General features: G+C 64.6%; 16 protein-coding genes. 4 read left to right on the top strand and 12 right to left on the bottom strand.

Annotation, left to right across the window (positions count from 1 at the left end):
* Positions 1 to 6: 6 nt before the first annotated feature.
* The 12 genes from flgH to EN851_RS11745 all read right to left on the bottom strand — a co-directional run bounded on the left by flgH (position 7) and on the right by EN851_RS11745 (position 9,220).
* On the bottom strand, positions 7 to 711 hold the full coding sequence (gene flgH, locus EN851_RS11800; protein ID WP_127281130.1) for a flagellar basal body L-ring protein FlgH: 705 nt from the start codon (positions 709 to 711) through the stop codon (positions 7 to 9).
* The gene (locus EN851_RS11795; protein WP_167531302.1) at positions 708 to 1,289 is read right to left on the bottom strand and encodes a MotE family protein; all 582 of its coding nucleotides are present in this window, start codon (positions 1,287 to 1,289) and stop codon (positions 708 to 710) included. The genes flgH and EN851_RS11795 overlap by 4 nt, the downstream gene beginning before the upstream one ends.
* Positions 1,290 to 1,291: 2 nt before the next feature.
* Positions 1,292 to 2,533 (bottom strand): flagellar basal body P-ring protein FlgI, encoded by a 1,242-nt coding sequence (locus EN851_RS11790; RefSeq protein WP_127275718.1) that lies wholly within the window; start codon positions 2,531 to 2,533, stop codon positions 1,292 to 1,294.
* Positions 2,530 to 3,078, bottom strand: a complete 549-nt coding sequence (flgA, locus tag EN851_RS11785; RefSeq protein ID WP_135865557.1) for a flagellar basal body P-ring formation chaperone FlgA — start codon at positions 3,076 to 3,078, stop codon at positions 2,530 to 2,532. Before flgA ends, EN851_RS11790 begins: the two co-directional genes overlap by 4 nt.
* A gap of 3 nt (positions 3,079 to 3,081) precedes the next feature.
* Positions 3,082 to 3,870, bottom strand: a complete 789-nt coding sequence (gene flgG / locus EN851_RS11780) for a flagellar basal-body rod protein FlgG (RefSeq protein WP_127275716.1) — start codon at positions 3,868 to 3,870, stop codon at positions 3,082 to 3,084.
* A 10-nt stretch (positions 3,871 to 3,880) separates the two neighbouring features.
* The gene (locus EN851_RS11775) at positions 3,881 to 4,204 is read right to left on the bottom strand and encodes a flagellar hook-basal body complex protein FliE (RefSeq protein ID WP_189343701.1); all 324 of its coding nucleotides are present in this window, start codon (positions 4,202 to 4,204) and stop codon (positions 3,881 to 3,883) included.
* A complete protein-coding gene (gene flgC, locus EN851_RS11770) occupies positions 4,201 to 4,617 on the bottom strand; it encodes a flagellar basal body rod protein FlgC (protein WP_127275715.1) in 417 nt (138 codons plus the stop codon). Before flgC ends, EN851_RS11775 begins: the two co-directional genes overlap by 4 nt.
* Before the next feature lie 2 nt (positions 4,618 to 4,619).
* Entirely contained in the window at positions 4,620 to 5,000 is a 381-nt protein-coding gene (gene flgB, locus EN851_RS11765) for a flagellar basal body rod protein FlgB (RefSeq protein ID WP_127275714.1), read from the bottom strand.
* A 154-nt stretch (positions 5,001 to 5,154) separates the two neighbouring features.
* Positions 5,155 to 5,988 carry a hypothetical protein gene (locus tag EN851_RS11760; protein ID WP_127275713.1) on the bottom strand — a complete coding sequence of 278 codons (834 nt, stop codon included), beginning with the start codon at positions 5,986 to 5,988 and terminating at the stop codon, positions 5,155 to 5,157.
* Entirely contained in the window at positions 5,969 to 7,369 is a 1,401-nt protein-coding gene (fliI, locus tag EN851_RS11755; protein ID WP_127275712.1) for a flagellar protein export ATPase FliI, read from the bottom strand. The genes EN851_RS11760 and fliI overlap by 20 nt, the downstream gene beginning before the upstream one ends.
* A 1-nt stretch (position 7,370) precedes the next feature.
* Entirely contained in the window at positions 7,371 to 8,096 is a 726-nt protein-coding gene (gene flgF / locus EN851_RS11750; protein ID WP_027144745.1) for a flagellar basal-body rod protein FlgF, read from the bottom strand.
* Between the two features lie 2 nt (positions 8,097 to 8,098).
* Positions 8,099 to 9,220, bottom strand: a complete 1,122-nt coding sequence (locus EN851_RS11745) for a DUF1217 domain-containing protein (RefSeq protein WP_135918959.1) — start codon at positions 9,218 to 9,220, stop codon at positions 8,099 to 8,101.
* Between the two features lie 157 nt (positions 9,221 to 9,377).
* Here EN851_RS11745 and motA point away from each other — a divergent pair, with 157 nt between their 5' ends.
* Genes motA through EN851_RS11725 form a run of 4 tightly spaced genes read left to right on the top strand, consistent with a single transcriptional unit; the run spans position 9,378 to position 12,694 of the window.
* On the top strand, positions 9,378 to 10,253 hold the full coding sequence (gene motA, locus EN851_RS11740; protein WP_015315920.1) for a flagellar motor stator protein MotA: 876 nt from the start codon (positions 9,378 to 9,380) through the stop codon (positions 10,251 to 10,253).
* A gap of 32 nt (positions 10,254 to 10,285) precedes the next feature.
* A complete protein-coding gene (locus EN851_RS11735; protein ID WP_127275710.1) occupies positions 10,286 to 11,233 on the top strand; it encodes a FliM/FliN family flagellar motor switch protein in 948 nt (315 codons plus the stop codon).
* A gap of 17 nt (positions 11,234 to 11,250) precedes the next feature.
* Entirely contained in the window at positions 11,251 to 11,637 is a 387-nt protein-coding gene (gene fliN, locus EN851_RS11730; RefSeq protein WP_127275709.1) for a flagellar motor switch protein FliN, read from the top strand.
* A gap of 43 nt (positions 11,638 to 11,680) precedes the next feature.
* A complete protein-coding gene (locus tag EN851_RS11725; RefSeq protein ID WP_127275708.1) occupies positions 11,681 to 12,694 on the top strand; it encodes a flagellar motor switch protein FliG in 1,014 nt (337 codons plus the stop codon).
* The last annotated feature ends 3 nt before the right edge of the window (positions 12,695 to 12,697 follow it).

Below are 12,697 nucleotides of genomic sequence, written 5' to 3'. Positions count from 1 at the left end.
CAAGACCTAGAACGGCAGAACCTGGTCGAGGACCTGCTGGCCGTAGGCCGGCTGCTGGACCTCACTGACGCGACCGCGGCCGCCATAGGAGATCCGCGCCTCGGCGATACGTTCATAGGAGATGGTGTTCTCCGCGCCGATGTCCGACGGACGCACCATGCCGGCGATGGTGAGCACTCTGAGTTCGTAGTTGACGCGCACTTCCTGTGAACCCCTGATCATCAAATTGCCGTTGGGCAGGACCTCGGTGACGACGGCGGCGACGTTGAGCTCAAGGTTCTCCGAGCGCTTGATTTCGCCGTCGGCGTTGGTCTCGGTGCTGGAGCTCAAGCCGGCGTCGCCCTTGCCGCTCGTGCTGTTGCCTTCCCATCCCAGCGTGACGTCATAGCCCAGCTTGCGCGCGGCAGTCCGGCTCCTGTCGTTCTGGTTCTTGAAGTTGGCCTTGTCGTTGAGCTTGATCCTGACGGTCAGGATGTCGCCTTCGCGCAGCGCCCTGGGATCGGTGAACAGCCGGCTCTGACGATCGTCCCACAGAGAGAACTTCTTGACCGGCGTGGCGGGCGGCTGAGGATAGCTGTAGGGCGCTGCCCCGTCGCTGCCGATGCCCGACCCGACCGGCGACATGGTCGGTTCCCTGCCGATCTCCTTGAAGTTGGTTCCGCAGCCCGACAGCGCTGCGGCCGCGCACAGGATGAGCATTTTGCGGATCATGACGGATCTACCCTTCGGGCTGCGCTGGCCATGATGCCGGTGAGCGTCGCCGCCGCCTTCTGGTCCATTTCGTTGAGGATGACGCCGGCCTTGCGTGAATCGAGCTTCATCAGGATGGCCGCGGCGAGGTCCGCATTGACGATTGCCAGGCGTTCGGCAGCCGCATCGGGCTTCATGCCGGCATAGATCTTGACGACGCCGTCCTCGGCCCTGGCCAGGAACACTTCGCGCCGCTTCAGCCAGGTCTCGTATTCGGCTTTCTTTGCGTCCAGCGCCTTCATGCGCTCGTCAATGCCGGCCTGCAGCTGCTTCAACTCCTCCGCCTGCAAGGCATAGCGGCGGTCGCGGGCGGCGTCGGCGATGTTGGAACAGAAGCGCTCTATCTCGCTTTGGTCCGGTGCTTTCTCCCGCGTCAATTGCTGCGGCGCGACCGTGGGCTGCCCACCGGGCAGAACCTGCCGCACGGCATCGTCCGCGTGTGCGCCGCCAAGGACAGGCATGGCCGCCAGCGCGGCCGCCAACAGGAATATGCGGGAGCGGCGTCTTTCACGAGACGAGAGGGAGGAGATCATCGGCATCGCTATTGGAGAACCAGATCGGCTTGCAGGGCGCCGGCCGACTTGATGCCTTGCAGGATGGCAATGATGCCGTCCGGCTTGACGCCGAGACGATTGAGGCCGGAAACGAGGGTTTGCAGGTCGGGTCCATCGAGCACGGCAACGCGGGCGTCGGGCCGGCTGGCATCGATGGCGGTGAACGGCTCGACGGCGGTTTCACCCTTGGAGAAGGGTTCCGGCTGCACGACGCGCGGCGCTTCCGTGATGCGCACCGTCAGCGTGCCGTGGCTGATGGCGACACGCGAGATCTTGACGTCGTTGCCGATGACGATGGTGCCGGTGCGCTCGTCGATGACGACGCGAGCCGGCGTGTCGGACTCGACCACCAGATTCTCGATCTCGGCATAGAAGCGGGCCGCCGACACGCTCTTCGGCCGCCTGATCTGCACGGTGCGGGAATCGCGCTCGGCCGCCACGCGCATGCCGAAGCGCTGGGCGGTGTAGTCGTTGATCGCATCGGCGATGCGGATGGCGGTCGAAAAATCTGGATTGCGCAATTGCAGCGTCAGCGTCGACTGGTCGTCGAATTCGGCCTTCACCTGCCGCTCGACGATGGCGCCGTTCGGCACGCGGCCGGCGGTCGGCACGCCTTGCGTCAACTGCTCGGCCTGGCCCTGCGCGGTGAAACCGGAAACGATGACCGCGCCCTGGCCGACGGCGTAAATCTCGCCGTCCGCCGCCTTGAGCGGCGTCATGATCAGCGTGCCGCCGGCAAGCGAGGTGGCGTCGCCCATCGAGGAGACGTCGATGTCGATGCGTGCGCCCGACTGCACATAGGGTGGCATGTTGGCGGTGACGATGACGGCGGCGACGTTCTTGGCGCGCGCGCTGCCGCCTTCGGTGGCGATGCCGAGATTTTCGAGCATGGCGCGGATCGACTGTTCGGTGAACGGCGAGTTGCGCAGGCTGTCGCCGGATCCGGCGAGCCCGATGACGAGGCCGTAGCCGACGAGCTGGTTGTCGCGCGAGCTCTGCAGCTGCGCGATGTCCTTGATGCGCGAGGCGACCTGGCCTGGCGGCAGCGAACTCGGCCCGGGCGAAACGCGGAACATGCGCGTGGTGGTGGCCGGATCATATTCCGGATCGTCGTAGACACCGCCATTCTTGGCGGCGAGCTCGCGCTTGGCCTTGGGCGTTAAGCCATCGGCCAGCGCCGGCTGCAGGCCAAGTGCCGCCGCGAGCAGAAGGGCAAACGGCCGCATCATGAAGCGCCGACCTGGATGGTGCCGTCGGCCATCACCGTGCCGGAGAGGATCTTGCCGCTGTCGCTGTTGCGAACCTTGATGAAGTCGCCGGCCGAGCCCGGTTGCAAGGTCACGGCGGTGGCCGTGATCGTCAGCCCGCCGGCGACGAAGAAGACCTGCACGGCCGCACCCTGTTCGACCAGCCAGGCCTCGCGGATGGCGGCGGAAGGAATGTAGCGGCCCGGCAGCAGCGTGCGCTTGGCGATCTTGCCCTGGAGTTCCTCGGAACGGGTCGCTACCGCATCGGGCTTGTGCTTGCCCGTGATGAGGGTGACCTGTTTCAGCGCGGCGAGTTCGATGGTCTCACCGGGATAGATGACGCGGTTGGGAATCAGCACGACCTCGCCGGCGGGCTGATTGGTGGCAATCTGGTTGGCCGACTGGCCCGTCGATTGGCTTGCCGATTGACTCGTCGATTCCTGGGCGAAAGCCGGCATGCCGCCGGCCACCAGCGCAAGGGTCAGCGCGGCGCGGCGGAATGCGGAGCGGGAGATCGGCATGGCCATCCGTTACCTGATGTTCTTGGACACAACGGAGGCCATGTCGTCGGCGGCCTGGATGACCTTGGAATTCATCTCATAGGCGCGCTGCGCCGAGATCAGTTCGGTGATTTCCTTGACCGGATCGACGTTGGAAGCCTCGAGATAGCCTTGCTGGATGGTGGCGAAGCCTGGATCGCCGGGCACGCCGACATTGGCGGGACCGGAGGCTGTCGTTTCCTGGAACAGATTGTCGCCGAGCGGTGCCAGGCCTGCCTCGTTGGCGAAGTTGACGATCTGGAGCTGGCCGAGATTCTGCAGGTCGGTCTGACCGTCGATGCGGGCAAAGACCTGGCCGGTCTTGTTGACGATGACCTCGACCGCGTCGACCGGCACGGTGATGGCCGGAATGACGTTGGCGCCGTCGACCGTCACCAGCTGGCCGGTGGCGTTGGTGTTGAAGGCGCCGGCGCGCGTATAGAGCGTGCCGCCATCCGCACCTTCGATCTGGAACCAGCCCCTGCCGGTGAGCGCCATGTCGAAACTGTTGCCGGTGCTGGTCAGTTCGCCCTGTGTGTGGACGTTGCGCACGGCGGTCGTCTTGACGCCGAGACCGATCGAAACGCCTTCCGGCACCAGCGAGGCGTTGGAACGGTTCGGCACACCTTGCGTGCGATCGACCTGGTAGAGCAGGTCGGAGAATTCGGCGCGCGCGCGTTTGTAGCCGGTGGTGTTGATGTTGGCGATGTTGTTGGCGATGACTTCCAGATTGGTCTGCTGGGCATTCATGCCGGTGGCGGCGATGGCGAGTGCTTTCATGGCCTGCTCCTCAGATGCCCATACGACTGACTTCGAGATAGGCCGAAACGACCTTGTCGCGGATAGCAACGGCGGTCTGCAGCGCCTGCTGGGCGCTCATCACGGCATCGACCACCTGGCGGGTGTCGGCGTCGCCCTTGAGCGCCTGCAGCGACACCTGCTCGGCATTCTGCATGGTGCTGACGGTCTTGGAGGCTGCCTGGCTCACCGCCTCGGCAAAGGAGGTGCCGAGGTTTCCCGATGCCGCCGGCGCAACGCCACCCTGCAGCAGGTCGGTGGCCGTGTCGCCCAGCCCAGGCTTCAGGTTAAGCGCGCCGATGCCGTTGACGATCATTGGTTCCTCATCAGGTCGATGGTCATTGAAATGAGGTCGCGCGCCTGCTTCACGACTTGCAGGTTGGCCTCGTAGGAGCGGTTGGCCTCGGTCATGTCGGCCATTTCGATCAGCACGTTCACATTGGGCATCTTGACATAGCCCTTGTCGTCGGCGGCCTCGTTGCCGGGCTGGAATTCGACGGGAAAGTCGCTCGGGTCGCGGTCGATCGAGTTCACCTCAACGGTCGAACTGCCGGAGGCCCGGTCGAGTTCGGAGACGAAGCTGATGGTCTTGCGGCGATACGGGTCGGCGCCCGGCGTGGTTCCCGTCGACTGGGCGTTGGCGAGGTTTTCCGAAACCACGCGCAAGCGCTCGGACTGGGCGCCGAGGCCTGATGCTGCGACTTTGAGGGCTGCGGTCAGCGCGTCCATGGTCAGCTCTTCACCGCCATCATCATCATTGAATGGAATGCCTTGACGATGGCCGTGTTGAGCTCGAAGGAGCGGCGCACCTCGCCGGCCTTGAGAAGCTGGTCTTCAAGCACGACCGTGTTCTTGGACGGCAAGATCACGCCGTCGTCTTCCTGCGGCTTGATGGCGAAGCCGGCATTGGTGGCAGCGCTGCCGAGATGGCCGGGCTCGGTGATCTCAAGCGACACCGCGGTACGGTCGAGCACCTTCTCGAACGGCTCGACATCGTTTGCCGTGTAGCCCGGCGTGTTGGCATTGGCGATGTTGCCGGCCACGGCCGACTGACGCACGGACAGCCACTGCGCTTGCTTGGCGGCGAGATCGAAAAGGGAAACAGGCTCCATGGGAATCTCCGGGCATGTGCCCAAAGACTAGGCCGCCAGTCTTGCGTGGACCTTGCGGACGGTCGCTAGAGCAGGATGCCGAAAAGTATGAAGCGGTTTTCGGACGATATTCTGCTCTATCTTGGATCCGGCTCTGGGCAAGGCCGAGACGGCATTACCTGGAAAGCTCGATCACCTGGTTGGCGCTGGTGAGCATGACCCATTTGCCGTTGCGCTGTTCGATCGCCGAGACCTTGCTGGAATCCGGCAGCGTCGAACCGCGTTGGACCATCCACAGGCCGGTGTCGTCCTCGATCATGGCGCGGCCGTTGGCGACATGGACCATGCGGAACTTCGCGATATCGGCGGGGAAGGGCTGGTCGCCGGGCGGCTCCGTTTTGGCATCGTCCTGCACCGCGCCGGTGGCGAGCAGGTCGACACCTGCGTTGGGAACGTCCTTGGCGGTCAGCGGCGCGCTGCGTGCCGCGACCACGCCGCCGCCCACGCGTCCTGAATTGGTGCCGGTGCCGCCGAACTTGATCGCCTGGACGCCGAACTGGTCCTGGTTGAAGAAAATGTACCAGGGAAACAGAGCGCAGATCAGGCCGAGCGTGATGCCGAGCGCGGCGATGACGACGTCGCTGCGACGGTCCGCCTTCTTTCGCAATTTTGGAAATTGCGCCTTTGGCGGTTGCGGCCATTCGGCGACCGGAAAAAGGTCTTCGATCAGCAATTCGCGGCTGGCCTGCATCATCTCCGGAGCATCGACGCCGGGAGCCACATGCGTTGATGAAAGGGCGGTCCGGCCCAGAACAGGTTCGGATCTGGGGAGAGCCGGTTTGACGGCCCTGGCCAGAACAGCCGCGGTCCTGGCAGCAATGGCGCCGGCGGCGTTTGCTTTGGCGACCCTGGCCTCCTCCGCTCGAGCCTGTTCCGCGGCGTTCGCCTCGGCGATCATCTCGTTCAGGAGGCGCTCCGTGTACTGGCGTTCAGTCTCCTGGTTCGACATTCTGCTTTCCCTTGAGATGGCGGGCAAGGTCGGAGAACGGATCGGCGGACGGACGGTCCCTGGGTGATTGCGTCAGCGCCTCATAGATCAGGGGCACCTGGCGCACCGCCATGTCGAGTTCGGCGTCGACGCCGCCCTGATAGGCGCCGAGCAGGCGGATGTCGCGGGTGTCCTCGAAGCGGGAGATCATCGACTTCAGCCGCGTCACCAGGGCTCGCTGCTCGATGTTCCAGGCCTTGCCTGCCAGCCGCGATATGGATGACAGCGGATTGACGGGCGGATAGCGGCCCTGTTCGGCGATCGCGCGGTCGAGCACGACATGGCCGTCGAGAATGCCGCGGACGGAATCGGCGACCGGATCATTGTGGTCGTCGCCGTCGACCAGCACGGAAATGATGGCGGTTATAGAGCCTTTACCTTCGGCCCCGGGGCCGGCGCGCTCGAGCAGCTTGGGCAGTTCGGTGAAGACCGAGGCGGGATAGCCGCGCGCGACCGGCGGCTCGCCGGTTCCCGTCGCCACCTCGCGCAGCGCGTGAGCGAAGCGGGTGATCGAATCCAGCACCAGAAGCACACGGTGGCCCTGGTCGCGAAAATGCTCGGCCACACGCATGGCGGTGTCGGGCGCGCGCCGGCGCATCATGGCGCTCTCGTCGCTGGTGGCGACGACGGCGACGGTCTTGGCCATGCTGTCGCCGATCGTGTCCTCGAGGAATTCGCGGACCTCGCGGCCACGTTCCCCGATCAGCGCCACGACGACGGTGTCGAACGCGTCGGCGCCGGCGAGCATGGCTAACAGCGTCGACTTGCCGACGCCGGAGCCGGCGAAAACGCCCATGCGCTGGCCAAAGCAGAGTGGCGTGAAGATGTCGATGACCTTGACGCCGGTCATGAAGGCTGTGCCGACACGCTGCCGCGCCATGGCGCCGGGCGTCGCGGCTATCGCCGCCATGTCGTCGCCCCTCATCAAGGGCGGACCACCATCGATCGCCCGGGTGAGCGCGTCGATGGCGCGGCCGCGCCACGAGGCATGCGGCGCCACCGCGAGCGGACCCCTGCGGAACACGGCATCGCCGATGCCGGCGTCGGCACTGCGTTCGAAGGGGGCGATCACAACCTCGTCACGGCTGATCTTGACGATCTCGCCGCGACGCGCGCCGGCCTGGCCGCGCTGTTCGACAATGTCGCCCAGCCGGGTGAAATCGGAAAGGCCGCGCACCTTGTAGTGCGTGGGCGTGACTTCGGTGACGAGGCCGCCGCGCTTGACCAGCCCGTCACCATCGCCGAAGCGTCTGATGACCCGCTCCAAAGCGGCAAGCCGATCTTTCGGCGCCGGCTGGAGCTGTCTTTCGGGTGCGCGGATGGTTGGCTGCTCTGACGACATGCTACGACTTCGAGCCGAGCGTCTTTATCGCCTCATCGGTGGAGGAATCGGTCTGCCGCATCAGCGCGGCGGTGTTCTCGAAGGCGCGCTGGACCATGATCAGCCGGGTCATTTCCAGCACCGGATTGACGTTGGATTCCTCGACGAAACCTTGCGCTATGCCGACATCGGAACGGTCGGTGACCGGTTCGGGCGTGCGTGCGGGCACAATGCCGGAATTGCCGTAGCGCACGAAATTCTGGCCCGGGTCGAAATTGTAGAGGCCGATCGAGCCGACGAGCTGTTCGTTCTGGCGCAGCGAGCCGTCGGCGCCCGCCTTGGGCGGGCCGTTGCGGGGATCGAGCTGGATCGGCGCGCCGCCGGCGTCGAGCACCGGGTGGCCCTCGACCGACATCAGCTCGCCATTCTCGTTCATGGAGAAGCGGCCGTCGCGAGTCATGACGGTGCCGGCCGGCGTGTCGATGGCGAACCAGGCGTCGCCCTGGATGGCGAAATCGAATGGGTTGCCGGTTTCTGTCATGGCGCCGTGAGCCCCCGACAGATAGGTCTTGCCGGAGGAAGCGAACGATACCGACTTCTGCCCTGCACCCGACACCACATCCTCGAATTTCACGCCGGTGGCGCGAAAGCCGACGGTGCTGGCGTTGGCGACATTGTCGGCGATCGTATCGAGCCGCCGCTCGAGGGCCATCTGCGCGGAGAGGGCGACGTAAAGACTGTCTCGCATGATCAGAACTTCAGTTTCTGCATGGCCATCATCAGGTCGGTGGAGATGCCCGATGTGACCGGTTTGGCGAAGAGCACGCTGATCGATGTCACGGCCGTCGAGGTCGGGTTGTTGATCTCGTACATGCTGGTGAAGCGGGTCAGGAACTTGTTCAGTTTCACGGAATCCGTGAAATCCGAGATGTCGAGCTTCTGCTCGAACAGTTGCGCCTGCTTGTCGATGTCGGCGGTGGCGAAGGAATCAGGCAGCCCCAGCGCGGTGCGCACCACGCTGGCCAGCGCGGTGTCGGCCAACACGTCGTACCAACTGGTGATGTCGGGCGCCTTACGGTTGAAATAGAGGGCCAGCCGCACGCCCTCATTGGTTTGGCCGGCATCCTCTTCCAGCGTCTGGCGCATGTATTTGTCGACGGTCGGCTGCTGCGCCGGATTGATGGTGGTGGCATTTTCGCCGTATTGTTCGAAGTTAAGGGCCGTGGCCAGTCCCGCGTAAGCCGGGTTCGTCTGCTTGTTGGCGACACTGTTGGGGTCGCGCACGCCACCCTGCAGGACCTGCTTGATAAGGTCCTTGTTCTCCGTCGCCGAATCGAGGCCGTACGCCGCCAGCGCGTAGGTGTAGAGCCGGCTGTTCGACATCAGATCGTCGACCGACTTCACCTTGGTGATGTTGGCAAGATAGTAGGTCGTCTCGCCCTTCACATAGGCGGAATTCGGATCGAGGCCGGCGATTTGCGCCTGCGTGGCGTAGTTCTTCGCCACCAGCTGCTGCGCCTTGTTGTAGATGGTCGCATCGGCACCGTTGGCGGCGAAGTTGAAGGCGGTGACGAACGCGGCGTAGCGCTTGTCGGTGAGCTTGTTGGCGAAACTGTTGGGATTGGAAACGCCTTCCTTGAGCGCCTTGACCATGAACGCCTTGGCGTAGTCCATGTCCCCCAGCCCGTAGGCCTTCATGGCATATTTGAACAAGCGGTCGTTGTTGACGAAATCGTCGATCGATTTCACCTTGGTGATGTTGGCGAGATAATATTTGGTATCGCGATCGACCGTCGGCTGTTGCTCGATACGGTCGATCGACTTGTTGATGTCTTTGGTGATCAACTGGTAGCTGGTATAGGTACTGAGCAAGGACGCGCCTCCGGCCGAAGCTATGCCAGCACAATAAGCGCACTTCCTTGCGCGAAACTGAATCGCCAACATTCGGCCCCATGGCGGCTCCGATTCAAGCCTCACACAAGGCACGGGGGCTATCCCTTGTCCGACGTGAAATGCGGAAGGACCGGTCGTGGGCATTCTGATTGGACTTGTGGTGACGCTCGGCTGCGTCCTTGGCGGCTTCATGGCCATGGGCGGGCATCTGCACGTGCTGGTGCAGCCATGGGAAGCCGTGGTCATCTGCGGCGCCGCGCTCGGCACCTTCCTGGTCGCCAATCCGATGAAGACGGTCAAGGATACCGGCAAGGGCATTCTCGAAGCTTTCAAGCAGGCTGTGCCGAAGGAGCAGGACTATCTGGAAACGCTTGGCGTGCTGCACAGCCTGATGCGCGAGCTGCGCTCCAAGTCGCGCAGCGAGGTCGAGGCACATATCGACAATCCGGAGGAGTCGGCGATCTTCCAGGCCTTTCCGACCGTGCTCAAGAATCACGACCTGATGAATTTCATCTGCGACTACTGCCGCATCATCATCATCGGCAATGCCCGCTCGCACGAGATCGAGGCGCTGATGGACGAGGAAATCCAGACCATCAAGTCCGACAAGATGAAGGCCTATCACGCGCTGGTCGCGGTGGGCGACGGCCTGCCGGCGCTCGGCATCGTCGCCGCTGTGCTCGGCGTGGTCAAGGCGATGGGAGCGCTCGACCAGTCGCCGGAAATCCTCGGCGGCCTGATCGGCGCCGCGCTGGTCGGCACCTTCCTCGGCATCTTCCTGTCCTATGCGGTGGTCGGGCCTGTCGCCACCAAGATCAAGACGGTGCGCGAGAAGAAGAACCGCCTCTACATCATCGTCAAGCAGACGCTGCTCGCCTACATGAACGGCGCGCTGCCGCAGGTGGCGATCGAGTTCGGCCGCAAGACCATCTCCTCCTATGAGCGGCCGACCATCGACGCCGTCGAGCAGAGCACGATGAACACCGGCAGCGCCGAGAAGAAGGCCGCCTGAGCGATGCGCGACAGACCGGTGCCAAAACTGTCATGACGAGTCCGGGCAGCCCCTCGCAAGCGCGTTCGCTGATCATCGAGCGCCTGGTCGGCGACAGCGGCGAGGCCGACCAGGTCATCGACGCCGGCCGCGCCATGGCCGAACGGGCCGTACCGCTGCTGCAGAAGGCGCTCTCGAGCGAGCTTGGAACTCCCGTGAGCGTCGACCTCAGGACCGTGGAAATCAGCCGTGTCCCCGAGGCGCGTTCGCGCGCCGGCGAGACGTTCGCCATGACCGTTGTCGGCTCACCGGCATCCTCCGATGCGATGACCCTCGTCATCGACGCTGCCGCGATCGCGATCATCGTCTCGACGCTGTTCGGCGGCGACCCGGACATGCCGGTGTCGCCGATCGAGCGCGACCTGTCGCAGATCGAAGCCGATGTCTCGTCCATGGTGTTCCAGGAGGTTGCGCAGGCGCTGAACGGATCGGGGCAGCGCTCGCTCGAACTGCGGCTGCCCGCGCCGCGCGCAATGTCGGGCCTCGAGGCCAGGCGGCACGTGTTGCGCGACGGCGCCGCGATCCGCATCGTCCTCGGCATCTCGACGCCGGTCGACAGCGGCTCGATCACGGTGATGATGCCGCAGCGTATCGTGCTGGCCGGCCGCGACGGTACGGCCGGCGTCAGCGAAGACGATCACGGCACCAGCTGGCGGGCTCGCTTTTCGGAAGAGGTGATGCGCTCGACCGTGGCGCTCGAAGCCACCATGCCGCTGACGCGGCTGACGCTTGGGGACCTCGCCAATCTCGAAGTGGGCCAGGTCATCGATTTCGATGAGACGGCGCAATCACGGGCTCGCCTCGGCGCGCGCGGCCAGACGCTGTTCGTATGCGAGTTCGGCAAACTGGGGCAGAATTACACCGTCCGAATCAGGCATCCTTTCGATGCCGGGCAGGATTTCATCGATGGGCTCATGCCGGCCGGTGCCGGGCGCGCCTGAGCTTTTGGAGACGACGCATGGCCAAGACCAAGGTAGAACCAGAGCTCGATCAGCCGGACGAGCAACTCGATCGCGCCATCGAGGAATTGCGCGGGGTCCTGCATGAGGAAGAGCAGCGCCCCGAGATGGCAGCCAGGGCCGCGGCATCGGCCAATTCCAGCGTCATCATGAATATCCCCGTCGATGTCCAGATCATCCTCGGCAGCACCGAGATGGCGGTTGCCGATCTGATGGCGCTGCAGAAGGGTTCGACGGTCGCGCTCAACCGCCGCATCGGCGAACCGGTCGATGTCGTGGTGAATGGCCGCAAGATAGCGCGCGGCGAGATCACCGTGCTCGAAAGCGACCCTTCGCGCTTCGGCATCAGGCTGACCGAAATCATCGCCGGCACGAAGGGCGCCTAGACATGGCTGGCAGGGCTTGCCGATGGCAGCGGAGGCGAAAGGCATGACAACGCCGCTGACGACCCTGACACGCGCACAGAAGGCGGCCGCCATACTGGTGGCGATGGGCAAACCGTCCGCCAGCCGCCTGCTGAAATTCTTCAAGCAGGAAGAGCTGAAGGCGCTGATCGAGGGCGCCCGGCTGCTCAGGACCATTCCGCAGAGCGATCTCGAGCGTATCGTCGCCGAATTCGAGGCCGAGTTCACCGAAGGCGCGGGCCTGCTCGATTCCGCCGACAGGATGGACACCATCCTCAACGAGTCGCTCTCGCCCGAAGAGATGAGCGCCATCATGGGCAACAAGAAGCCGGAGGCTGCGCCCGAAGGGCCGCCGCCGATCTGGCCCGATCTCGAAAAGCTCGAACCCGCGCGGCTCGGCGCCTTCCTCGCGGGCGAACATCCGCAGACGGCGGCCATGGTGCTGTCGAAACTGGCGCCGCAGGCGGCGGCAAGCGTGCTTTTGACGCTGACGAAGCCAATGCGCGGCGAAATCATCAAGCGCATGGTGACGATGGCCAACGTTCCGGCCGCCGCCACCAGGATCGTCGAGAACAGGCTGCGCGCCAGCGTGCTGTCGGACACCTCGACCAAGGACACGTCGGCCGGGCAGGCGCGCGTCGCCAGCGTGCTCAACGAGTTGGAAAAGCCCCTGCTCGACGAGGTCATGCAGGATCTCGAAGCCGCCGGCACGCCCGACCTCGACGGTGTTCGGGCCCGGCTGTTCGCTTTCGACGACCTGCCGCTGCTCACCCAGAAGGCGCGCGTGCTTTTGTTCGACGGGCTGTCGACCGAGCTTGTCACGCTGGCGCTGCGCGGCACGTCGGCGGCACTGGCCGAAGCGGTGCTGTCGGCGATCGGCGCCCGCTCCCGGCGCATGATCGAGGCCGAACTCGGGCAAGGGTCGGAGGGTGTCCCCGCCGCCGACATCATGGCGGCACGCAAGACGATCGTGACCACCACCATCCGGCTGTCGCGCGAAGGCGCATTCGAACTTCCCTCGACGCAGAACGCCGCCTAAGGC

The organism is Mesorhizobium sp. M8A.F.Ca.ET.208.01.1.1 (genome assembly GCF_004791315.1).
Classification (GTDB): domain Bacteria; phylum Pseudomonadota; class Alphaproteobacteria; order Rhizobiales; family Rhizobiaceae; genus Mesorhizobium.
This window is presented reverse-complemented; position numbering and strand designations above follow the sequence as displayed.

Excerpts from the sequence above, each read along its gene's own strand:
- EN851_RS11795 (WP_167531302.1), bottom strand. The coding sequence starts at position 1,289 with ATGCCGATGATCTCCTCCCTCTCGTCTCGTGAAAGACGCCGCTCCCGC.
- flgC (WP_127275715.1), bottom strand. The coding sequence starts at position 4,617 with ATGGACGCGCTGACCGCAGCCCTCAAAGTCGCAGCATCAGGCCTCGGC.
- flgF (WP_027144745.1), bottom strand. The coding sequence starts at position 8,096 with ATGCGAGACAGTCTTTACGTCGCCCTCTCCGCGCAGATGGCCCTCGAG.
- flgA (WP_135865557.1), bottom strand. The coding sequence starts at position 3,078 with ATGGCCATGCCGATCTCCCGCTCCGCATTCCGCCGCGCCGCGCTGACC.
- EN851_RS11725 (WP_127275708.1), top strand. The coding sequence starts at position 11,681 with ATGACAACGCCGCTGACGACCCTGACACGCGCACAGAAGGCGGCCGCC.
- flgB (WP_127275714.1), bottom strand. The coding sequence starts at position 5,000 with ATGGAGCCTGTTTCCCTTTTCGATCTCGCCGCCAAGCAAGCGCAGTGG.
- EN851_RS11735 (WP_127275710.1), top strand. The coding sequence starts at position 10,286 with ATGACGAGTCCGGGCAGCCCCTCGCAAGCGCGTTCGCTGATCATCGAG.
- flgH (WP_127281130.1), bottom strand. The coding sequence starts at position 711 with ATGATCCGCAAAATGCTCATCCTGTGCGCGGCCGCAGCGCTGTCGGGC.
- EN851_RS11790 (WP_127275718.1), bottom strand. The coding sequence starts at position 2,533 with ATGATGCGGCCGTTTGCCCTTCTGCTCGCGGCGGCACTTGGCCTGCAG.
- fliI (WP_127275712.1), bottom strand. The coding sequence starts at position 7,369 with ATGTCGTCAGAGCAGCCAACCATCCGCGCACCCGAAAGACAGCTCCAG.
- EN851_RS11760 (WP_127275713.1), bottom strand. The coding sequence starts at position 5,988 with ATGTCGAACCAGGAGACTGAACGCCAGTACACGGAGCGCCTCCTGAAC.
- EN851_RS11775 (WP_189343701.1), bottom strand. The coding sequence starts at position 4,204 with ATGATCGTCAACGGCATCGGCGCGCTTAACCTGAAGCCTGGGCTGGGC.
- fliN (WP_127275709.1), top strand. The coding sequence starts at position 11,251 with ATGGCCAAGACCAAGGTAGAACCAGAGCTCGATCAGCCGGACGAGCAA.
- flgG (WP_127275716.1), bottom strand. The coding sequence starts at position 3,870 with ATGAAAGCACTCGCCATCGCCGCCACCGGCATGAATGCCCAGCAGACC.